This window comes from Bacillus sp. FSL E2-8900 (assembly GCF_037966225.1).
In the GTDB taxonomy this organism is placed as follows: Bacteria; Bacillota; Bacilli; order Bacillales; family Bacillaceae_G; genus Bacillus_A; species Bacillus_A cereus.
Genome location: NZ_CP150193.1, coordinates 2,176,549 through 2,199,399, shown reverse-complemented (window position 1 = coordinate 2,199,399; position 22,851 = coordinate 2,176,549). Strand labels below are relative to the sequence as shown.

Genomic DNA, 22,851 nt, shown 5'->3' with positions numbered 1-22,851 from the left:
TAAACTTCTATCTTCTCCATATTGTTTAACCTCGTTCCAACCTAATATCAGTCAAACGTAAATCAAACTCATTACATACTCCGGTAATTTCTTGCATTACTTCATGTATCGTATCCACAATCTCAAATTTGAATCGAGAGAAAGCATTATTACGAATGATTTCACCAGTAGCTTTATCAAAGACATGCCAATTTACTGCTAGTCCAGCTACAGGGTGACTTCTTAGGAAAATAATTGCCATTACCTCTTTCATTTAATCTCTCCTATCACACTGTTTTTACGGATTAATGCATCGTTTGCTAATAACCGAATCTCGTTTCGTTTGTTACCCAACATAGGGACATGTTTAATAAAAACCTCAGCGCCAGTTAAACTCTCGATTTCTTTTCGGTAATATCTATTGCGAATAAGATGAGGTAAGTCAGAACGAAATATAATTTGTGTAACGCCTTCCGGAACTTCTTTTGACAATCGTTTTAATAACCACTTGATACACTTCCTCATTGAATTCACTTCCGTATCATTGATGTAAAGACTCGCTACCTTGTACGGAATGTAAATACGTTTTGCTTCATCATCGAAGTTTAAAAAGTCTATCGCTGCGCCTGCGATGTATACTCCGTTTTGAATACGTAAAGCTGCAAAATCGATTATCATTTTATCTGATTTCATGCAAAAACCACCTTTTCTATCGCTTTCAATTCTTCCAATCTAGCGTCCGTTAAGTTAAACGTGCGGATTAGTTTTACTTTTAACGAACTAGAAACCGGACGATACTCTGTCTCAACATTAGCAATCGTAGTTAATCCTACGCCCAATGTTTTTGCAAAAGCTTCTTGTGTTAATCCCTCATCAAAACGAATTAAACGAACCAACTTGCCATCGATTTTCAATCCAATTCAACCCCTTTCTTATAAACTTTTATTTTTTCATTCCAAAACTTCACATTGAAGGTAAAAGAAAAAAACGCTCCACTAAGGAAGCGCCCTCTAAATGCTTGCAAAACGAATGCGTTAAAAACTAGAACAATTAGTTTATATAATAACGACCATAATTACTTACAGTCGGTACTACCTCAAAATTTGATTGGAATTTCTCATATAATGGGATACAAAACGTACTAAAAATTAGTAGTCTCCTCAATACGTATAACCGCAAAACGGTATGAAATACAATAGTCAAACGATAAATAATTTCATAGTATCTACATTACTTATAGATAACTAAAGAAGTAGAAAGCAATAGATACAGTGATTAAAATTTCCCATCATAAGGTATAGGTAACTGAGAGGGTAAAAAATAGTAGTCTTCCCGAAAAAAATTAGTATCACTTACTAGGATAACTGAGCCATCAAAAATTAGATGTATTTCTCACTATTCCTGATACAGTATTACGTATTTGTTATTACCCTAATCCATTTTTGATTATCTTTTTATATCCCCTCATGATGCATAGATAATTAACGATATAAATTAGTACTACTTTTTATAAACTTCTTCCTCTCTCACCTTATAGGTGCGTAAAACGACATTTTGGAAGTTATAAGTTATAATTATTTTACCAAAAGTCTATCCCCTTTATAGGTGTCTAAAACACCATTTTGTGCTAGTATTTTTAGAAAAAAATTACTGTGCGTACCTTAAAGGGGTATATAAGCCAAAATTACAAGTTAAAAAATAAAAATAATCCCTTCTCTTCATACTAAAGGTGTGTAAAACGGCATTTTAGACGTTATAATTTAAAACTCTTTTCGTTTTACACCTCGTATTTAGCCCATTCTTTCAATAATCGACGCATTCGACTAGACGGTAAGTACAATTTTATCGGTTCACCATTTCGTATTCTCGAACGCCATACCCACTGTAATAAATCGGAGACTGCAAGCATTTCTTCGTCCACTTTAACGCCATGATCCCCGAAAAATGAACCCTCCATCGGATTAAGAAAACGATTAAATACATAGGCTAACGCACTTTTATTTGCATACTCGTTTGTAGCACGCATGTTACATGGAATAAACCCTTTCGTATACCCCTTGCCGCTTAAATCTACTTTCTTTTCCTTAAGAGTTGTCCATAGAATTTCTCCAGCTTTAGCTTTAGTAACATTTCGAAAGTAGTTATAAATATTCTTCTGAATATTTTCGAGTAATTCATCGTTTGCCCGTCTTAGCCACGTAGAACTTAATGCGTTGTCCGCAGTAGCAAAATCATTTAGTTTACCCTCGTATAAATCGATTAATTCAAAGATTCCTTGTCTTCCTTCATTTTCACGTTTGTACTTTATTAATTCGTAATCGGTACCGTTATACTTAACCGCCTTATATTCGCATTCCATCTTATGTAAATCGTAGTAGTATCGTTGTATCTGCCCTTTAAACAAGTACGTCATTACAAATACTTCATCGAATGTTTTAAACATTTGCGGAGGAAACGACCATATTAACCACCTACCACGATGGTAGAATAGATTTCCAGCGTTCGCCAAGAGTTTAATATCGTAGAATCGACCGCTAACGTACTCGTTATAGATCCACCGTACTTTATTATCGATAACTTTTACGTATTCAAGGTCAAGTAGCGCTTTTATGTCGTGATTGTTAATACTCGCTTTTTCAATTACGTTCATCACCTCGTCCAGTATCAACGTATAACCCGCTCCTTTGAGAAGTTCGATAAGTTCATCATCAGCCATCTGAAAAAGCGAGTGAGTCGCTACGATATCTTTGCCACTAACAATTAATTCTTTTAAACTACGTAACTTACGCCCTTCCTCATTAGCATTGTTTGGTTCTGCAAAACTACGATTGGTAACCGCCTTTTTAATCCGCTCAACCTCATCTAAATATGGTGTAATATATATGAATTTTTTATACGATGGACTTTCGTTGATATGTTGTATCGCCCAGCTCGTTTTCCCGCTACCCATAATCGAATCAATAACCGTTATTTTCTCCATGCAATCATCCCTCCGTTTAATTGCTACATCATTCCGTTACTACTTTCCGAAGAAAAAAAGTGCTAAACCGACCTCATAAACGTTGATATGACGCGGTTTATAAGCCCTCACCCTTAAAGAGAAGTATATAAAAGTGCTAAAGTAGTTAAACCCTGCATCCGCCTTTTCCGCTACGCTCCAAAGCCGTCTGCTACTATCTAATTCCTTCGCCGATAATATATTAAGTACATAATCGAAAATATATAAAGGATAGGGCGACAAGTGTAGGCGATAGCCGGAACCGAAGTCGCAAGGTTTTAATCTTTTAATAGTAAATCTATATACGGATTAAAAAGTACACACTCAACGAGTAATTATTACCCATTGGATTGGCGTGTTACAGATATACTAAGTTAGACTCCCGTTAGATACTTTTACGCAAATTTTTTTATGACGTTTAACTCCTACACTAAATAAGACGCATGACTTATCCTTTTCGCACAAAAATCCTGGATAAATTTTCGGTTATATTAAAAAAATCGTGTAAATTTTTCATTCCGCACAGTTCCTAATCACATAAACGCAAAAAAACACGCGTATAGGCTGCGTGTGTTTAAATCGTTATATATATATATAATTGCCGTCGTTGTTTTCGTCTTACCTTGCCTGGGTGTATTTTTCGACCAGTTGCCGCTGGTTTAATTCTCTCCTTCTAGTACCGCTTCAATAAATTCTAAGGCGCTCATTTCGTGTATATTTTCGATTTCTGCTTTACATTGAATTTCGGCCGATTTATAACTATCTGAATCGTAAATCGTTAACTCTTTTTTGCCGCGTTCGTACAAAGGTATTTCTCGGAAGGTTATGTTCTCTCCGTTAAACTCGTAATATACAGAATCCGATAACAAAAACGCTTCATACTTCGATTCTTTTAATCCATCTACATCTTGATAATGAAAATTAACCGTTATTTTCTCCATTTTCGTTTCCCCCTTTTATTTATAGGCCGATGACGAAAAGTCACATGCAATCATAAGGCGCCAACCTTAAGGCTCCATGCCACCTTAACGCACCACTTCGGTCGATTATTCACCTGCCTGCCTACCGCAGGCGAACGGCTACGACTCACCTTTTCGAAATTTTATAAGACGTACGCTATGAATAAATCAAGCAAAAACAACGTTCCGCCTACTCCGAAGACTCCGTAATACCAGACACGATCAGATAACGTCTCAAGACCGAAGTAACGATTTAGCTTTGCGAACATTTTCAGCGCCTCCATTAATGTAAACCCTTTGTGAGCGTTGTGATTTTCAATAAGAATTCGATAGCGTTCATGTTACTAATCTCTTCTAAGTTAAGTCCGTAGTCATTGACTGAACCTTGCAAATCGAGTATCTCTTCATCTAGAACTATGTCGCCTGTTTGATCGTAGTGAAACTTGTTGATAGATAAGCCAGCTTCATAAACACTAAGAATTAATGTATCACAGATTTTCAGCCCCTTTTCGGTGAATATAGCGGTGCTGCCGTCGTGATTCTGAATAGTTACTTTTACATTTACCTCTTCGAGATTTTTTAGATTCATTTCGTTTTATCTCCTTTCAAAATTCCGATTTTCGTAATTACAAACTTAGTATAATTCCGATTTTCGTAATTTTCAAGTGTTATTTTACGATTTTCGTAATTTAATTTATACTTAAAATAAAAAAGGAGTTTTAACCTATGGAGATTAAGGTGTTATTAAAAGAACAATTGGAAAAACGAGGATTATCCCAGAAGGATTTGTCTGAAGCAACCGGGGTAAGAGCAGCGACTATTCACGATCTGTATCACAATAAAAGCAAGCAACTTCCTATAAAGGCTATCGAAAAAATTGCTACTGAATTACAAATTGTAGATATTAGAGAACTTATTATTTTGAAAGAATCGAACCAATCGGACGCTGAATAGAGCGTTCTTTTTTATGGAAACTTCCCGACGTCGGGAACTATGGAAAGGATACGTCACCGGAGTCCGAAATAGGTATCATTTTGGCAACACGTTTTCTAAATAGGTATTTATTTGGTCACATGAAGAGATATGCGGTCTAAAGGATACCTTTTCGAAGTGCTAACGTAAATTCTATGGTCAAATATCGAGAGAATTGTCTAGGAATTTAGCGGTATATATATAAAGTAATACAAATACCTAAAGGAAAATATAGATAATTTTTGGTATAATTATACTTGCAAAAAATTCAGGGGAGTGAATCCATGAGTTTAAATATGTATTTAGAAGAAGTACAAAGCCAAACTCAAAGTATGAATGCTGTATGTACCGCTACCATTCAAGGTATGGAACAAGCTATTCAGTCGATTGATGTTTTTACCAGTGATACCGTTCTACAAGGGCAAACTTACGATAGTGCAAAAGCATTTTTCGCAGAAACTTTTCGCCCTTTAGCACAAGGAATCATTTATTTATGTGAAGAATTAATCCGTCAGAACGATGCCTTTCCAAGTCAATTTCAATCACAAGTAGCTCAGGCAGATGTAATTGAACAAGAAATATTAGAACAAATTCGAGAAATTGACCGAATGATAGCAAGTACAGAAGCGCTCAACCAAACTATGCCGATCCCAGGTATGGACGCTATGGCGAATCTTTTTATTGCCATGAGGCACAAACTTCAAGAAAAGTTAGAACACCTGTATGAATTCAATCAAACGTCTAGTAATAATTATGCTACAGCGATTCAACTAGCAGCTAGTATTGCGGCAGGTCTTGCCGAAGTTCAAAGTGGAAAAGGTTTTAGTCCCGCAAGTGGTACATTTAGTACGCAAGGGTTGAATATGGAGTGGACTACTTCTATTCAAGCGATTACAGAAGCTAGGGAACGTCAAGCGGACAATATTGTAACTAGCGATTTATCATCAGATGGTAATATCGAAGAAGGTACAATGTATGATACCCCCCCTGAAAAATCTATGCTTAGAAAAGTTTGGGACGGTATATACGTTGGTTCTGGGCAAGTTATCGGAGAGATTGTAGAAGGATTCAATTCACTAGACGATACAGTAACAAAAGAAAATATTAAGTATGCTATAGGTCATCCCCTAGAGACAGCCTCTATTGCGTGGAATACTTTTTCTGATTCATTTATGAATGATTTTTGGCATGGAGATGCTGAAAGGCGTACACAATGGGGAACACAGATTTTTATGGAACTTGGGTTAGGATGGATTGGGGATAAAGGAGCAAACAAAATTGGAAAAGTAACTTCCCTTGGAAGCACTGTAAATTCAGCAAGATTTTCAGAGAATATCCCTTCTATTTCAAGTCAATTACCATTGAAAGACCGATTTGCTTTTGCTGGCGGAGACAGTTTGCGGTCTAGATTTGATACGCCAGATTTTAGAGCAGTTGAGGAAAAGTTATCGACCTATCAATTTACTAGAGATGAAAATATTCTTAATGTAAAACCTGGTGATAGCAGTCCGCTTACTCCAGGAGGCGGACTAGAAGCGCATAAAGCTAGAGGTGGACATTTAATCGAAAGACACGTAGGAAAAACAGATGAAGAGTTGTTGCAAAGATTACAGAATGATTCTAGAATAACAGGGGCATCAACTTTTACTGATAGGGCTACCGCTGAGAAAGTAGCTAATGCTACCCTCAGTGACCCTAATAACCAACGAATTATTAGAGATTGGTTAAATAATCCCCGAAGCCGTTCTACGATAGCGTTGGATTATTATAATAATGATATTATTGGGCGTGGAGTACGGAGAGGGGCTACAACAGCTCATGATATGAAAAATGCCAAAATTGTCTTAAAAAAAGACGGCAATGGAAATTTCATTTTAACAGGTTATCCAGTTGACTAATAGGAGGAAAGAAATATATGCTATTAAAAAAAAATCCAGAAAATCCGGTTTATCAGTTCTTAGCAGCAACATTTCATCAAGATACATTTTACGAAGAAGCACTCCAAGAGTTACTTGAAGAAGAAAGTACGGAATATTTACAAGACGCTATTATTTTTCTAACTGAATTTATTCAAAGTGATTATAGTGATAAAGAAAAAAATGAGTACATACAGTTTTCAGCAGATGGGATATATTTTGAAGGATTAGAAATAACACCATTAGAATGGCTTGAACAAACAGTTAAAACGCTAAAACAAGCATTAAAAAACACTTAATAAAAAAAATCGACCGCCCGTAATAGGCGGTCTTTTTACGTCCGATTAACGTACTTCCATATACGAATTACTAGCCATAATGTAATACGTATTCCCTTTCGAATTGTGCACGCGGTATTGAGGCGAACCGTTTACGTCAACTTTGGCGTCTATATTACACGTTTTAAGGCCGTTTTTCCTAGAGTATTATCAGCGAAATTGAGTATGTACATGCGAAGTTGTATAAATACCTTCCAAACAGCTTATATACTTTAAAACGTAGAGTAGTATCTAGGGGTTAGAGCTGAAGTTTTAAATTTTGCACGGATTTTGCAAGCACCTGGTGAAGCATAATCCCGAAAACCTCCCCCGCCCCTAAATAAAAAAGCGAGTATACTTACCGACTATAATTTTGCTTCATATTCTTTTACTAGTTTATAAAACGTCGTCTTCCCTACTTCCGCCTCATTCATCGCTGCTACGGCCGTTATTTCTCCAGCTTTCCATCGTTTATATGCATCCATAAAATTATCTGTAATCGTTGCTTTCGGTCTGCCTAACTCTTTCCCTTGCTTACGTGCGTTGGATATCCCCTCAGCTTGCCGTATACGTATCTTCTTACGCTCTTCTTCGGCTATCCACGATAGTATTTGTAGTACCAGGTCAGCCACGAACGTACCGACACTATCCTTATACTTCGTCGTATCTAGTAACGGCATATCTATTACGATGATGTCTGCTTGTATCTCTTGCGTTATCTCGTTCCATTCTTTTAGTATTGCGTCTTTATTGCGTCCTAGCCTATCAAGCGAATGAACGTATAATATATCCCCTTTACGTAACACACGCTTTAGTATCTGATATTCTGGTCGGTCGAAGTCTTTACCGCTTTGCTTATCTACATATATGTCACGCTCGGAAATCCCTAACTTCTTTAACGCTTCTAACTGTCTGCCTTCGTTCTGATCCTTAGCGCTTACCCTAACGTACCCAATCTTTCTACTCTCCGCCATTCCCCTTACTCCCTTTCCTTCATGTTTGACTCGATTGTAAAATGAACATTCGTAAAAGTCAACAAAATAAACGAACGTCCGTAAATTGATTTCTAATATTAAACGAACGCCATTTCACCTAATAATCGACCTATTATCGATGGTTCGTAAAGGTATACTTTTATGAACGGAGGTAACGGACGGCTGGGTTGAAGTTTTCAAGGCACGTCTCTTCCGAAGGGGTGAAGCTGATGAAATCGGAAGTATTAAGAAAGGCGCTAAACGAGTTTCTTCTATATATAGGCGAAAAATGACCCACTTCCGAAAATTCCAGGCGGGTGTGTGTAAGACGGCGGAGACTGATAAAATGTAAACCGTTGTAAACTACCGTAATCAATCTCTTCTATATATAGTGTTGAATTAAGCCGCTTTACACTTACGTTAAAAGTTTCGGAATGGCTGTATATAACAAGCCGAAAGCTGGCGAAATGGGAAGCGTTGGGAAATCGATATTTTAGTTATTTCTATATATACGAAGGAAAACAGCTACTTCCCATCGTTAGATATTACATTAGTTACGATGCACGATTTCCGTGCGTGGGAGAAATTATCGAAAAGGTGAGATTCAGAGGGTGGACGCGCGTCACGAGCGTTCGGCTGGTAATATGAATATGTAACGTAATGCATAACGATGAGAGTTCGCTTATTTGTTCAGTTATGTTAGGTTTACGTGGATTTATTCGAGTGTATGAACGATTCGGGAAACATGCACCGGTGCATGAATTACCAACCACAATGTCCTTTCTATATGAATTAACGTCATACTCCGACGAGGAACTCGAGAAAGCGCGCGAAATGCCGGACGGATCAACAAACAGATTTATTCAAGCATTTAAAGAATCGATTTCGACATTGTCCTTTCTATAAGCGGTCTTTTTTGCGTGCTTTTTGTATGATAGAATTAAATAATATTAATTGGTATTTATGTCTGCGGGAGGGAAAATCACTTGGAAATGACAAACAAAATAAATAAACACTTTGATTTTATGTGTGAATTTTTTAGTGATATGGAAAATCAAGAACCGTTATATATTTTTATTAAAGGTCATTTATATTTAGAATCAATAATGAACAAAATGCTTGTAGATTATTTTCCGAATACCCCTAAAATGAATATATTTAATTTTTCTCAAAAACTAGAACTAATAAGAAGTATTGGTTTTATTGAATTAGAAACGTACCAAGCAATTTCAAAAGTAAACCGCTTAAGAAATAGACTAGCACATGATTTAAAAATGGATTTAGATGAAGGAGTAATAGAGGATATTATTAACTTACTCCCCAAAAATGTTAAAAAACATATATTCCAGAGGATTAAAGGAACCTCAGAAACTAAAGTAAAAAGTTTATTTTGGGGGTTATTTAATTATTTATTATTTAATTTAGAGTATCCACATTTGAGCTTTTATCTAAAGGATAAATCATTTAGTTTTATTAAAGATACATATAATAAAAAATAGATAGGTGTAATAAACAAGATAACTTTTTTGTAAAATATCACTAATTACTCCCCTTGCCAGCTATCAATTATAGGAAAACAAAAAAGGCCGCCAATTAAGGTAGCCTCTTTTTAATAACCGTACTCCTGGCAAATATCACTCGCCTTTATTGCCCTCGCTCTTTGATTTTCAAAAATGCATCTAGCGCAGCTAACATTTGATAGAACATCCATGGATAATAAATTTCTTTATCATAATCCGTTTTTTGTTTAGCATTGTTATGGCGTAATTGGAAGTTGTTTAATAGATTAAAAATATCGCTCGTATCTGCTTTAGATAGTGATGCCTTCATTTCATCACGAAGGGGCTCCATTATATTACCTAGACGGATTAACGCGTCTTTTTTATCGTCTAGTGTTGCTCCATATTTAAGGAATTTTTGTTTAGCTTCACTAATATCAGTATAGATATCTGAATCATCGTATTCTTGTGCTAAAAGATTTGATAATCCATTATCCACTAATTCACGCACATAGCCTTCATCAGTCAATTCCCAACATTTCCCATAACTGTTAAGTATTTTGTTTATACGCTTTCTATACTCTATTTTTCCGTCGCCATCAGAAAAAGGATCATTATCGTTAACATATGTATAAAACATCTCTATTAAAGTAAATATTTGAGATTCTTTATATCTGATACCGTAATCTACTGGCAAGAGTCCTTTATATCCAGTTTTAGAAAAACAAAAAACATCCATATTATCCCCACAAATACCTGAATGGAAACCTCCCCAGCTATCTTTTCCGCCATAGAATTTAATTAGGTACCCATCTTTACGTAAATTATCATGAAATAATACAAATAAATCCCTTAAGTCTCGTAGGTCATATTTATTCTTATTGACTAAACCGTGACGTTCCCCGTAATATTCATTCATCTAAATAATCCCTTTCTTTATGCCCTTTATATTTTCACTACAATTATACTAATTTCACTCTTTATTATCTATATATTATAAGGAAATATGTAAGGCCGATCTTATCCCTAATCACCGTAATTCCTCCTCCGTTTTATCAGTAAGTTATCTCGTTATTTCCGTATAAACTTAACGTCTTCCCTTCCTCTTACCGATCTTCCTTAACGTTTACACTTCGCTTAGTTAGCGGTAGTCACTTGCAATAGATGCCTTTTTTGTTTAATATGCATTTTAATTCCATTATAATTAAGATACGTTTCAAGATAAGGTGGGAGATATATGTCTATAAAGTTTATTCCAGAGAAGTTAAAGGATGAAGCAGAGGAGTTATTTACCTTTTTTGAGGAATACAATATTACTGCTAATGATGAATTTGATTTAGAATCTTATTTTTATACCGGGGAAGATACTGATCAAGATGTTTTCGTTGACCGACAGATACAATTTAGTTTCTACTTCGATAGTGGAAATAATGAATATGAAAATCATAATGTTAGCCTCGAAAGGCTGCTAGATGTAGTATCAGAAGCAAAAAAAAGAAAAACCATAGATGATTACAAGTTTATAGGAGATAAGGTCGCATTAATTCCAATTGATAGTCATGATGATTCTATTTTAAAAGCAAGGTATCAAGCTCCGGATATCGTAACACAATATATAAAAAATAAAAAATATACTATTGAAATTGTGGAGGATATAACTAGTTACGGAATGTCTCTTATTATTGAGGATTTGTATACAGAATATATACCTGCTTTCAATTACGAGGATATTTTTATAGAGATAAGATGTGACGATGGAATAGATGAAACCGTTATTGACGATTTAGCACAAGCTTATCTATTCGAATTAAAATCATCATTTAAATTAAATATACATACATCACAAAGAGTAATCCCTGAATTAACTGACACAAATGATGAAGAAGATGATGACATACCTTCCAGAGCTCGACCTTTATTAGAGGGGAAAGGGATTAGAGAGTTGTTACAAATATATAATTCTACATTGTCCACAGCTGATGCAGAAATTTTAATGCTGAATTATACAAAAGTAATAGAATACGTATCTCAAACAGTTATTCAACAAGAATTAATTGAAGAGGCTTTAAAGAAACTAGCTAGTCCTAAAGCACTAAAACCAGATGCAGAATATATACTTGAATTAGGTAAAGTATTTGAAGATTACCGCAATAACAAAAAAGAGCATCAGGCAATAAAATTAACAGTTCAAACTTGCTGTGATATTTCTGAAATTTTATCAATAGCCCCCCCTTTCTTAAAGGCGACAAAACGATTAGTTTCAGCTAACACTCCAGATAATAAACAAAAAGCGATTGAAGAAGTATCTACCGCCATCAATAATACAAGAAATATGTTTGCCCATGCGAAAACTAATTACGAAAAAAAGGGAATGGAGTGTCCAAAAGAGCAACTTTACGAATTTGTTATGTGTGTTGATATTCTTGCTCAACAAGTAATAAGGTGGTTTGATAATCAGCGAGAAGAAAATAGAGTTGTGTAGCTTGGGATGATTGGAGCGCTTTGCATAGCGCTCTCTTTCTCACTACTCCCCAAACATCTCATCAAGCTTCTCTGCAACCTCACGCTGCATTGTCGGTAGCACATGACTATAGGTATTCAAAGTCGTCTGAATATCCGTATGCCCCAACCGTTCTGATATCAGCTTTACATTCACGTTTTGCTGAATCAGCATAGTTGCATGTGTGTGGCGTAGGTCATGGAATCGTATCTTAGGTAATCCGAGTTTCTCCGTTAAGTTATAGAATTCTATGCGACCATTTCTAGGGATTAACGGGTTTCCTTTACGTGCACATATTACTAGATCATTATTCTCGTAATCTCTACCGTGATATAAACGTTCTCTCTTTATCATTTCACGATGTATCTCTAACTCTTCGATTAGTTTTATCGGAAAATGTATATTACGTATACTTGCGTTATTTTTAGCGCCTACTTTAATTTCCCCCGTCTGGGTTAACGTCTGTCTTATGTAAATTATCCTATTTTCGAAGTCGATGTCGCTCCAACGTAGCCCCATGATTTCGCCTTGACGCATACCCGTCAGTAATGCGATGACACAGGCAATATAAAATCGAGTAGGACGATAAACATTCTTACCCTCATTTATAAAATGGTTTACTTCCTCTAACGTCCATACATTTATTTCCTCTGTTTTTCTTATCTTAGGTAATGTAATTCCTATGGTAGGATTTTCTTTAATAAGCTTTAAAACCTGCGCCTTTTTTAACGAAGCACTTACTATTCGGAATATAAGGTGAACTGTATAAGCCGAATAATTAGTTTCCATAGCTAAATTATTAACGAATGATTGCATATGTATTGGTTGAATCTTTTGCAATCCAAAGTGACCAATACGTGGTTTAATTACATTTTTTATATACGTCTTATGGATATCGAACGTTGACTTTTGCAGATAAAATGAACGCTCCTTCATCCATTCATCAACATATATACCATATTTCATCGTCGATAGATCCGTAAATTCTTCGTCTAGCATTTCAGCTTGCAATTTCACCATCGCTTCGTAGGCTTCCTGTTTAGATGTAAAGCCCCTTCGCTTCACTTGTCGACGCTTTCCTGTGAATGGATCCTTCTTTCTATCAAATGAAAAGTACCAACTCTCTCTGCTCTTATCGAATAAAACGCTCCCTTTCACTCGCCATCCCTCCTCTATATTACTTTCGTAGTATTTTATCATTTTCCTCTTAGAGAAAAGAATACATCCTCCTTTCTACGCAAAATAAAAACGCCTCTATTTAAGAGACGCCGAATAATACCATATTTTCTATCCTTCTAAATGGCTTATTATATATCGTTGCTTATTTATGTCTTGACGTTTTAATGCCGTCATTAATTCTTGATTAACCTCCGAAACAGGTAACGGTTCACCGTTCGTATCAAATAATCTTATGCCCAACTTACTTAGTATTTTTATATTGTTACGATTCCTACTCACTTGCGTATAACTTATGATAGTACGTAAATTAATCCCAAAACTTATCATACTAACCGACTCTCCCTTTTCAATATAAACAGATACGGACATACTTCTATTTATCCACGGAGAATCCTTTGAAGTTTAATATCCTTATATATTTCTCAATACATTAGCGGAGTATCTTTTATATAAATACTTTATCGATAATATATAAGATAGTAATTCTTTTCGTTAGAAAAGGATTACCGGTAAGTATGAACGTTAGTGAATACTTACCGAATAGTACTTATACTCTTAATCTCTTAATAGTAAATCTTTATAGTAAGTAAATATATATACGGAGTAAAAAGTTCACACTCAATGGGTAAAAATTACTCATTCAATGTGTAATAATTACTCACTGGATTAATCGTACTACAAATACGATATGATATCGTCACTACTATCCTGATTATCTTCGTATCTAGCCTTTCTTTCATAACGCTCTTTAACATCTTTCCCCGTTGTTACTTCCGCTTTCTGACGTTTCTCCCACGCTTGTGGAAACCTCGAATAGAATTCACGTTCTTCCTCTATCGGCTTAAGTAACGTATAAGTATCGTTTGTACTACCACCACGTTTACTTACTTCGATAAGGTCAGCGTCCTCTAAAACGCTGATGTGTTTACCGACTGTTTTCCTCGACATATTTAACGCTAACCCTATTTGATCATGCGTAGGAAACGCGTAACCGTATTGCGGATTGTACATCGCGATAATATATCCGTACACTAGAATGACATTACCGTTAAATCCAGGTAAGTACGTGTAGTGACGCATTACAGACGTAGGTATAGCCGTGAACCCTTTCGATAAATCAAACGGTAGTGCGCGTTGCTTTTCGTTTTCCATATATAAAACCTCCATATAAAATATATTCGATATAAACAAACCGCTACTTAACGTATATAAAAAGCTACTTAGGCTTATTCGCTGCCCAAGTAGCTAGTGCTTCGTCTAATTCTGGCGAACTCTTATACTGCCAAAACTTACGTAATGTATTCTCGTTTAATGCCATGCAGATATAACGTATACCACGCTCTCGTAAAAATACGTGTAACGCTGGCGAATAACAGTAAAAGTACCCTTTGTTTTCCATATATAGAACCTCCGATAGATTAAAGTAAAATAAAAAAAGCGGTCGCAATGACCGCCGTAAGTTTAGTTGAAATATTCGCTTGTTTTAACGGCGCGACTCGTAAGTCCGTCGAATAATGTATCTTCAAATTCGTAGTTGTAATCGTCTGCTTCTTCGTATGTAGCGAACGTTAATAATTCAGCGCTACCTTCTTTGCAGAGTAAATACGTTTTACCTTCCGTGTCTTTAATTTCAATCGCGTAGTTATCTACCATATTATCGTCTCCTCTTCGATTATAATACGTAAAAAAGACGCCCTTGAGGGACGTCTTTTAATAGGATACAAAAAGCTATAAAATAAGTAGTTAAACGATAGATAAACATACATGAACTATAATAAATTGACCAACAAACCAAATTTTTCACTAAGTTTCTGATCTGCTTCCTCTTGCTTATCTTTCAAAAGATTTTTATCATATTTAGCGAAAAATAGCTTTACTATTTCACTCAACTCCCGGTTAGAAAAAACTATATCCTCCACATTAATACTTTTCTTCTTAATCATAATAGTTTGTTTAACGATGTTTAAAATTTCTTTATTTCTCGTTGTCAAATAAACCGCACTATATAAGTTACTCGTTGCTCTCCCCATTGTCTGTCCTATAGTATAACAATAATATTTAATCTTCTTCTCATCTAATTCAATTATTTTAGATAATATCCACACTAAATATTCTCCGATAAGTTTTTTATCCTTCTCATCTTCCTTAGTTCTTACATATAAGGTTGCCAACTTAGAAGCAACTATCAAACAAGCCAGATATATCGAATTATCTCTATAGTCATTTAAAAAATACAGTAATCTCCCTTTCTTATCCTCTTGTATCAATACTAACAACAAATTACTTAGTGGAACCCCTACTAAATATACATCTTCATTATATTCTTTAAGTTCCCTACTCACGTCAAAATATTTTATCTCAGTTGGTATGTAGTTTGTTACACTCCACGGCATCATTCTAAGCTTTTCAAAATACTCATAAACTTTTCTCGATTTTTCTAAGTCCGTAAAATTTTTATTTTTATCGATCAAATTATAACAATCATTCATAAAATTACCGTATAAAGGCTGTAAATAAAACATATTTTTCTTTTTTCCTAATCTTGTGTAGGAGAAATCATTGTTAAATCCAAAATAACCATATTTCATTGTAACTTCTATAGAGCCTAATATTAACTTTTGATTCTGTTCAAGGATTACTTTACTTTCTGCTGCAGAAATACTTATCAAAATTTGCTCTAGAAGTTCGTTGATTCGAAATGAAGATAAATACACTTCGTGCCTAATGAACAAACTAATCATTCTATTGTATTGACTAAGGGCTTCTGTATATAGTCCCTTTTTTACTAACTCTTCAATAGCTGAAACCCACATTAATATGATATCAGGTTTGCTTGAGATTTCAGTATAGTTTTCTTGAATTTTACTTTTATAGTTTATCAATGATAAATTCGCTATTCTCTCGTATATGTAAAAGTTTCTATGATATTCTATATCTCCTTTTAGAATTTTTTCTATAGCATCTTCATTTAAATCAAATAGATACTCTGAAAATTCTTCCTGTGCCCCTATCTTCATTCTCGGTTTACGCACTATCTTTATATTTTCCGTGTAATACATACTAGCAACCTTATTAATACTTAGTGCTTGGCTGTTGGAATAAAGAATAATTTTGATAACAAACAAACTTAACAAAAACAAAGTTATTAGAAACACATTAAAAATTATACTAGAAGAACTATCGGTAATATATATCCAAATATTAGTAAACAAAAGACAAAATACAGAAACACTTATAAATATAATATTCCCTAAAACAGACTTAGCAAAGGCAATTTTATAAATAGAAATCCCAAAAACTTTTTCTTTTTTAAGATTGGTTATTAATGAAAACAAAGATAAAATAAGAAAGGTTGTACTGATTTGTGAAAACAAAAATTGTCGATTTAGTGTTTCATCAGATATAGTAGGTATTAGACTCAAAATTCCCTCTAACCATTCCCAATTCAAAACCCTGAATTTTTGTAATAATGTCGTAATTATCAATACGACTATTCCTATTTCTATATATCTGACAAAGGTAAACAAAGAATAGGTTATTGGGTATCTTATCTTCCCCTCCACCTTAAAATATACTTTTCGGAAAAAGTTTTTTATGTTTCTCATTTTGCGCCTTATTTTTTGATACTTCCCCAGTTTATATCCCTCTCCCTCATTATAGAAAAACACTTGATCTGATGTTCAAACTCAGTATTCACCTAGAATCTATCATATTATTTAATTAGGATAATATTGTATTTTTTATTTTAAATCTTATTTTGCCGTTTGTCCATAAAAGCTGATGTAATCAAAAAAAGACCGCAATATAAGCGGTCCTGTACATCTTTTCTGTTGCCGCCCTTAAGGCTACTTTACAATTTCCTCCCTAACAACATAATTCATAATAGGCTGTATCCCTATAAACTCCCTGTACTTCGCCACACGTTCCTTATTCCTAGACTTTGTGGTATCACTTCGTAACATTTCGTTAACTGTACGCTTTCTTCGTCTAGGAATACGGTGGTCTAACGAATCTGCTGCTAAAGCGAAAGCTGCCTTTAACGAAACTCCACTGCCGTTTCCCTTCCTCTGACGAGTACCTTCCTGCCTACGTTGCATTTGCGTATCACTTAAAAAGTGATTTTTAACAGTTTAGAAGTCGCTAAAAATCGTGTCGTTATTTCTTTTCTCAATTTCTAATTCAATACGTTTTTTATACTCCAAGCATTTTTCATAATCAAGGTAATAATTTAAATTTTTATAGCGAATATAACCTGAGTTTGATATATATGTTATATTCTCTTTAATTTCAGATTCATTTAAACTAACATCCAAATATGAAATAATATGTATATCCTTATCTACCTCTGCCACCATACATTCTGGATCAAACGAGAATTTTTTCATTATATTAGATTTTTTATTTTTAAGTAACAGGAATAAATCTAATACGCTAGTAGTTTCACCGAACAATCCCAATTCTCGATTTTCACCAACAGATTGTACATGGCTTATCTCGTAAAAGAAATCATTATCAACAGAATAACGTTCTTTTAACATCCGTATCCCATCCCATATAGGATATCCAGTATACATTTTTTGAATTATAATTATTTTCTTATACATGAATTCTTTATAAAAACGCTCCATTTCAGATTTGTATTGAGTTATATCTCCAATATAGTTTATATAGTCTTCTAATATTGGATAAATTATTACCTTGTCAAAATTTTCTTGATCAATGTCATAATACAAATCTAATATATTTAGATAAATTGGGACTCTCTTACTTTTCATGATACCTTCTAGTATTTCCTCTTTTCTATCACCGTTGTCAATAAAAATAAAATTAGCAGCAAAGTATTCCATAAACGACTTATGTGACCATCTATACGTAAACCCTTCTTCTATAAATAACGGTACATTATAAATTAAATCTTGGAAAACATCATGAGGCTTTACATTTTCAAAATAAGGACTATCTATCGATTTTTCAATCAAAGATAATAATTTATCTTTATTGTATTCAATTCGATTTTCCTTCAAACAAATAAACCCTAATTTCCTTAAAAGTTTATGCAATTGATCTGTTGATAATCCGCTATATTTTTGACGCTTATAACCATCCTTAGATAGGTCATGTTCCTCAAACAATGCATCATATACTTTTCTATAAAATTGATCTTTTTTTACTGGTACATCTCGCTTATGTTTATAAGTTAAGTATATTAAAGAAACAAGAAAGGGAACTTCTAAAAATTCTACTAAATCCTTAAATGCATCTTGTTCTAAGTTCTCATTTATTTGTTTAATAATTGAGTCTGACAAGTTAAAACCTAAAATCCTGTCATACTTTTCAATCATTTCGCAAGCTTCATTATACTGCATTCCATTAATATGAAATTTTTTAAACTGACCAAAACTAGAAAGGACATTATCATTTCTCGACGTAAGTAAGAATATATTATTATTCGATTTCGCAATAAATTCTTTTAATTTATGTACTATTTTATCTTTATACTCAAAAGGAATCTCATCGAATCCATCTAGGAAAAATATAAAATCTCCTCGATTTATAATCTCTAACACTAATTGTTTATCGTGTTCTTTATGAATTGAATTAAGCTGGGTTATTATTAAGTCTACTATGTCAGTTTCTTCTTGTAATTTTCTTAACTCAATAAATATAGGAATACCTTCATTTTTCTCTATACAAGAAATAAATAACTTTTTCATAATAGTTGATTTCCCCATACCTGCACTATCTTCTATTATAACTTTTTTGTATGTATTAAAAAGACCACTATCATAATCCGTAATGTAATAGTTTTCCCCATAAGTTTCACTACTAATTTTTAATGGTTGGTATATTTGATCTATATCCACCTGATTATTCCCAAGAGCAATAACATTAACAAATTTATTTTGTTCGTATGTTCGAACAAGATAATCATTAAAAACCTCAATAAATGAACTCTCTAATTGACTATCTATGTTTCTTCGTACTTTAATATCCTCCAACTTTGGTTGTACCCATTTATCAATAATTGCCCCCACACTCTTCTTTATAGCTTCTGTAGTCATGGCAGTTACTAATGGATTTGTAATAAATTCATTTAGCATATAATAATAACCCCTTCTATTATTTTTAACTATATTATGTATAAATATATTTTTATACTGAATTAACAATAATACTTTAGTGTATTTTACCATAACTACCAAAAATGTTCCTACTTACCTTATAAAATTTTACTAAATAGATAATAAAAAAGCTAATCAGTGTAAAAATTAATTTAAAGAATAAATTTACAAAAAACATTTTCACCCATTTGGTCTTTTACGGAATAATTCATACGTATTCTTTATTTATTTTTAATAATAACTCCTAACCGCATGCACTCTCGTAAACTCCCGATATACTTTCCCTCTCTCCTCGTTCCTAAACTTCGCTTCTCTATCGATTTGCCACGTTTCTTTTCTAATTCGTTTCCTATGTACCGGAGGCTTGTAGCTTTTCCGATTAACGCTGTATTCCTCTGCTGTACCTTCCTAACAAATTTTTATTAATTCTTCATTTTAGGCGCACGATTTCACTACTTTGTGCAACCTATAAATACGTAAGGAATATAAGAACGGAAATAATAGGTAACCAGCGCCCTAGTCCGTAATAAGCCTTAGTAATGCATATAGTTAAATACATTGTTGAAAGGGCGACGCTTTCAAATACTCTACTACGCGTTGCACATCGTTTAAAAAATCCCGTAATGGCATTTAACTGACTTCCATACTCCGCTTTAGATTGCCTATTTAACGCATGAAACTAACCTTAGTAATGTTTTAAGAATACGTATTGTTTGATGAAATCACGTGTGTGCTCCGAAAACTCCATTACCATACCGGATATTTCAGTTTCGTTCGTAATCCTGTAAACATTTTCGGATATATCCCCATAACGTTCCCGATACAAACGTAATTGTTCTTCTGATTCGGTGTCTTTTACGTATTCGACTTCCGGTTGTTTATTACGTTCTTCTGTTAGTAGTTGACCGAGTACTTGTTTATCTTGTTCGGCTTGTTTCAACGCCTTTTTTACTTCGCGTAATTCACGGACCGTCATTTCGTCTACTGTTTTGGTTTCGCCAGTTGACGGGATTGTGTGCGATTTATCTCGTTGTTCTTCTGGCATTGTGGAGATAAGGTATAAGGCTTCAAGCCCAATTTGATTCGACGTCGAATCATTTACATCTAACTCTTCGTAGACAGTTATAAACTTTGTCGCTTGATTTCTACTCATACCAATAGAATTGCACCATGAAGCCCATCTACCATGTACCAAATCATTTTCTTTTACGTGTTTCAGGCGCTTTCCTATCTCGAAAATAGCTTCACCCGCTACTCGTTGGTAAGCGTTTATTTCTGCGGTGATTACGTTAATGTCATTAGATAACTTCGCTATTTCATAACTCATTAATAACACCTCCTTAGTATTTAAAACCTGACAACTTCGCTCACGCTCGTTGTATCTCATTATCTATTAGCGGCGTTCTTTTATATAAGTAATTACCGCCGAATATATTAATGATGGAAGGATATTTCGATAGAAATAGACTTCAGGGTTTTAGCTCTTAATCTTTTTCTAGTTAAAAGATAGTTCTTGTTAAGAGTTAGTTCTTGTTAGTGTGAACTACAACCATGTGTGGAAGTTACCATATGTGGTCATACGTCACATGGACTAATAGATTCCGGCTCATTTCCGAATATTGTTAGTTGACTGATCGGTAGAATCGTATATACCGTATTCTCCCACTGCTGCGTACGCTCGTGTCTGCGTCTTTCCTTAACGACCAAGGGTTTTCCATCCCAACGATACTCACATAGCTTTTTGATGCGTCTATTCGCGCTCTCACGACTTATATTTAATCGTTTAGCAATCATATCTTGTGTTGGATAACATTCACCATCTTCGTCCATGAATGATGCTAGTACACATAAAGTCGTCCATCTTTCAGGACCTAAGTCCGCTATTAAACCGGAGTGTACTGCGTCAACATACATCTTTAGAAAGATACGTGTCTCTCGCTTTCCACTCGTAATTGAATATTCCGTTTGGGCTTCGATTGATACTAAGTTGCTATTTTCGCTCACTGTACTCACCCATTTCCACCTCCGTGTAATGCCTTGTGAACTCCTTACATTTACTATGACGCGAGACTTTGTAAACTCGCGCACTTTTCATAAATAAATTTCGGATTTATTTTTCTCATCGCTTATATAAACGTTTAGGCTTTTGAAATTGAGCCAATGTTTTTTACTTTTTTCTACCTTTTATACCCCTATACAATTTGTGACTTTAGTTTTAGAATACAGGTAATGGAAGATATAACCTCTTTCTTGTGACTTTTTAAAGGAGGACATAAGATTGAGTGGTACAGTAAGTAAAAATAAGGATACAGGTAAATGGGATTTTATCTTCGCTATTAAAGATCCAATGACAGGCAAGCGTAAACAGATACGCCGTAGAGGTTTCGCTTCTAAACGAGAAGCAAATGAAGAAATGACGCTCTTAAAGGCTGATTATCTTAACGATGATTTTCTTAAGCTTTCCCATATGTCATACGAAGCATTTATGGAACAGTGGTTTAAAGAAAGGCAAAATCAGCTTCAAAAATGTACCTTTCGAGCAAATTACACGCATTACTTAAATATAATAAAACCTCGTCTCGGACACTTGAAGATTCAAGATATTACAACGATGCATCTACAACACTATATTAACTCGTTAATCGAGGAGAATCGTTACTCAAAAGGTACAGTGAATTTAACTTTCAGTTTTATACGAACCTCTTTAAAAAGAGCGAAAGTACTTAAACTTATAAAGAATAATCCGGCAACTGATGTTGTTTTACCTAGAGTAACTAAAACTGAAATGGAAGTATGGACGTTGGATCAGGTAAATTACTTTTTAAGTGGAAGTAAGACGATGAGGAACGCTACGAGATTTCGTATTAGCTTTTCAATAGCGATATTTACTGGAATGCGTCAAGGTGAAATTTTGGGGCTACGATGGAAAGATATCGACTTTGAAAACAATAGAATATTTGTCAGACAAACGTTATCTGAGCGCGGGGAATTAAAATACGGTGCAAAGAATAAAACGAGCATACGTACGATTCATATTCCGAAGCTTTTAATAGAAGAGTTAAAAACTCACCGTAAGTTTGTTGAGTACGAAAAAGAAAAAGCCGGTGATAAATACACCGACTTAGACTTAGTTCTCCCCTCCAAATACGGAAAGCCGTTAGATTCTCGTAGCATACGTAGATCATTTTATAATGTAACCGAGAAACTCGGATTACCTAGAATACGATTTCATGATCTACGACATACTCACGCTACGCTGTTGATACAACAAAACGTTAATGTAAAATTAATTTCAGAACGACTAGGTCACGCTGATATAGGTACGACATTAAATACCTACAGTCACGTGTTACCTGATATGCAACGTTCTGTAGCTGAAAAGCTCGACGAAGTCTTCGAAAAGTGTGACCGCTAGTGTGACTCGGCCTTAAAATTT

26 protein-coding genes are annotated in these 22,851 nt (G+C 34.4%); 7 read left to right on the top strand and 19 right to left on the bottom strand.

Annotation, left to right across the window (positions count from 1 at the left end):
- Positions 1–25: 25 nt before the first annotated feature.
- From NST90_RS11410 to NST90_RS11380, 7 genes are all read right to left on the bottom strand, one after another.
- Positions 26–253, bottom strand: coding sequence for a hypothetical protein (locus NST90_RS11410; protein WP_098220942.1), 228 nt, complete (start codon positions 251–253; stop codon positions 26–28).
- Complete coding sequence (locus tag NST90_RS11405; RefSeq protein WP_240523646.1) at positions 250–672, bottom strand: hypothetical protein; 423 nt, start codon at positions 670–672, stop codon at positions 250–252. The genes NST90_RS11410 and NST90_RS11405 overlap by 4 nt, the downstream gene beginning before the upstream one ends.
- Positions 669–893 (bottom strand): helix-turn-helix transcriptional regulator, encoded by a 225-nt coding sequence (locus NST90_RS11400; protein ID WP_165851654.1) that lies wholly within the window; start codon positions 891–893, stop codon positions 669–671. The genes NST90_RS11405 and NST90_RS11400 overlap by 4 nt, the downstream gene beginning before the upstream one ends.
- Positions 894–1,756: 863 nt before the next feature.
- Entirely contained in the window at positions 1,757–2,959 is a 1,203-nt protein-coding gene (locus tag NST90_RS11395; protein ID WP_098220940.1) for a hypothetical protein, read from the bottom strand.
- 677 nt (positions 2,960–3,636) lie between these two features.
- Positions 3,637–3,918 carry a hypothetical protein gene (locus tag NST90_RS11390; protein WP_098220939.1) on the bottom strand — a complete coding sequence of 94 codons (282 nt, stop codon included), beginning with the start codon at positions 3,916–3,918 and terminating at the stop codon, positions 3,637–3,639.
- Between the two features lie 161 nt (positions 3,919–4,079).
- Positions 4,080–4,205, bottom strand: coding sequence for a DUF3961 domain-containing protein (locus NST90_RS11385; RefSeq protein ID WP_118043260.1), 126 nt, complete (start codon positions 4,203–4,205; stop codon positions 4,080–4,082).
- A 14-nt stretch (positions 4,206–4,219) separates the two neighbouring features.
- On the bottom strand, positions 4,220–4,525 hold the full coding sequence (locus NST90_RS11380; protein ID WP_309306795.1) for a hypothetical protein: 306 nt from the start codon (positions 4,523–4,525) through the stop codon (positions 4,220–4,222).
- 137 nt (positions 4,526–4,662) lie between these two features.
- Between NST90_RS11380 and NST90_RS11375 the strand changes: the two genes are divergently transcribed.
- The 3 genes from NST90_RS11375 to NST90_RS11365 all read left to right on the top strand — a co-directional run bounded on the left by NST90_RS11375 (position 4,663) and on the right by NST90_RS11365 (position 7,123).
- A complete protein-coding gene (locus NST90_RS11375; RefSeq protein WP_098220937.1) occupies positions 4,663–4,890 on the top strand; it encodes a helix-turn-helix transcriptional regulator in 228 nt (75 codons plus the stop codon).
- 302 nt (positions 4,891–5,192) lie between these two features.
- Positions 5,193–6,806, top strand: coding sequence for an RNase A-like domain-containing protein (locus NST90_RS11370; protein ID WP_098220936.1), 1,614 nt, complete (start codon positions 5,193–5,195; stop codon positions 6,804–6,806).
- A gap of 17 nt (positions 6,807–6,823) precedes the next feature.
- A complete protein-coding gene (locus NST90_RS11365; RefSeq protein ID WP_098220935.1) occupies positions 6,824–7,123 on the top strand; it encodes a contact-dependent growth inhibition system immunity protein in 300 nt (99 codons plus the stop codon).
- A 383-nt stretch (positions 7,124–7,506) separates the two neighbouring features.
- Here the strand turns inward: NST90_RS11365 and NST90_RS11360 are convergent, their stop codons facing one another.
- Positions 7,507–8,115, bottom strand: coding sequence for a recombinase family protein (locus tag NST90_RS11360; protein WP_098220934.1), 609 nt, complete (start codon positions 8,113–8,115; stop codon positions 7,507–7,509).
- A 660-nt stretch (positions 8,116–8,775) separates the two neighbouring features.
- Here NST90_RS11360 and NST90_RS11355 point away from each other — a divergent pair.
- A complete protein-coding gene (locus tag NST90_RS11355) occupies positions 8,776–9,021 on the top strand; it encodes a hypothetical protein (protein ID WP_133300459.1) in 246 nt (81 codons plus the stop codon).
- A gap of 80 nt (positions 9,022–9,101) precedes the next feature.
- Positions 9,102–9,614 (top strand): hypothetical protein, encoded by a 513-nt coding sequence (locus NST90_RS11350; protein ID WP_098220933.1) that lies wholly within the window; start codon positions 9,102–9,104, stop codon positions 9,612–9,614.
- 145 nt (positions 9,615–9,759) lie between these two features.
- Here NST90_RS11350 and NST90_RS11345 read toward each other — a convergent pair whose 3' ends face one another.
- Positions 9,760–10,533, bottom strand: a complete 774-nt coding sequence (locus NST90_RS11345; protein ID WP_098220932.1) for a hypothetical protein — start codon at positions 10,531–10,533, stop codon at positions 9,760–9,762.
- A gap of 318 nt (positions 10,534–10,851) precedes the next feature.
- On the opposite strand from NST90_RS11345, the gene NST90_RS11340 reads away from it, so the two are divergent.
- Positions 10,852–12,096 (top strand): hypothetical protein, encoded by a 1,245-nt coding sequence (locus NST90_RS11340; RefSeq protein WP_098220931.1) that lies wholly within the window; start codon positions 10,852–10,854, stop codon positions 12,094–12,096.
- Between the two features lie 42 nt (positions 12,097–12,138).
- On the opposite strand, the gene NST90_RS11335 is transcribed toward NST90_RS11340, so the two are convergent.
- The 10 genes from NST90_RS11335 to NST90_RS11290 form a co-directional block, all read right to left on the bottom strand.
- A complete protein-coding gene (locus NST90_RS11335; protein WP_098220945.1) occupies positions 12,139–13,272 on the bottom strand; it encodes a tyrosine-type recombinase/integrase in 1,134 nt (377 codons plus the stop codon).
- Between the two features lie 129 nt (positions 13,273–13,401).
- Positions 13,402–13,620, bottom strand: coding sequence for a hypothetical protein (locus tag NST90_RS11330; protein ID WP_086423377.1), 219 nt, complete (start codon positions 13,618–13,620; stop codon positions 13,402–13,404).
- A 348-nt stretch (positions 13,621–13,968) separates the two neighbouring features.
- Positions 13,969–14,445 (bottom strand): winged helix-turn-helix domain-containing protein, encoded by a 477-nt coding sequence (locus NST90_RS11325; RefSeq protein ID WP_098220930.1) that lies wholly within the window; start codon positions 14,443–14,445, stop codon positions 13,969–13,971.
- Positions 14,446–14,509: 64 nt separating this feature from the next.
- The gene (locus tag NST90_RS11320) at positions 14,510–14,692 is read right to left on the bottom strand and encodes a hypothetical protein (RefSeq protein WP_098220929.1); all 183 of its coding nucleotides are present in this window, start codon (positions 14,690–14,692) and stop codon (positions 14,510–14,512) included.
- Positions 14,693–14,754: 62 nt separating this feature from the next.
- Positions 14,755–14,946, bottom strand: a complete 192-nt coding sequence (locus NST90_RS11315) for a hypothetical protein (protein ID WP_098220928.1) — start codon at positions 14,944–14,946, stop codon at positions 14,755–14,757.
- Between the two features lie 116 nt (positions 14,947–15,062).
- Positions 15,063–16,778: a hypothetical protein gene (locus NST90_RS11310; RefSeq protein ID WP_133300460.1), complete on the bottom strand. Its 1,716-nt coding sequence runs from the start codon at positions 16,776–16,778 to the stop codon at positions 15,063–15,065.
- Positions 16,779–17,138: 360 nt separating this feature from the next.
- Positions 17,139–17,390, bottom strand: a complete 252-nt coding sequence (locus tag NST90_RS11305) for a hypothetical protein (protein ID WP_098220926.1) — start codon at positions 17,388–17,390, stop codon at positions 17,139–17,141.
- 33 nt (positions 17,391–17,423) lie between these two features.
- A complete protein-coding gene (locus NST90_RS11300; protein ID WP_165851655.1) occupies positions 17,424–19,394 on the bottom strand; it encodes an NACHT domain-containing protein in 1,971 nt (656 codons plus the stop codon).
- Between the two features lie 706 nt (positions 19,395–20,100).
- Positions 20,101–20,742: a DUF3102 domain-containing protein gene (locus tag NST90_RS11295; protein WP_098220924.1), complete on the bottom strand. Its 642-nt coding sequence runs from the start codon at positions 20,740–20,742 to the stop codon at positions 20,101–20,103.
- A gap of 248 nt (positions 20,743–20,990) precedes the next feature.
- On the bottom strand, positions 20,991–21,428 hold the full coding sequence (locus NST90_RS11290) for a helix-turn-helix domain-containing protein (RefSeq protein WP_000108901.1): 438 nt from the start codon (positions 21,426–21,428) through the stop codon (positions 20,991–20,993).
- 265 nt (positions 21,429–21,693) lie between these two features.
- Here NST90_RS11290 and NST90_RS11285 point away from each other — a divergent pair, with 265 nt between their 5' ends.
- Complete coding sequence (locus tag NST90_RS11285) at positions 21,694–22,830, top strand: site-specific integrase (RefSeq protein WP_098220923.1); 1,137 nt, start codon at positions 21,694–21,696, stop codon at positions 22,828–22,830.
- Positions 22,831–22,851 lie beyond the last annotated feature (21 nt).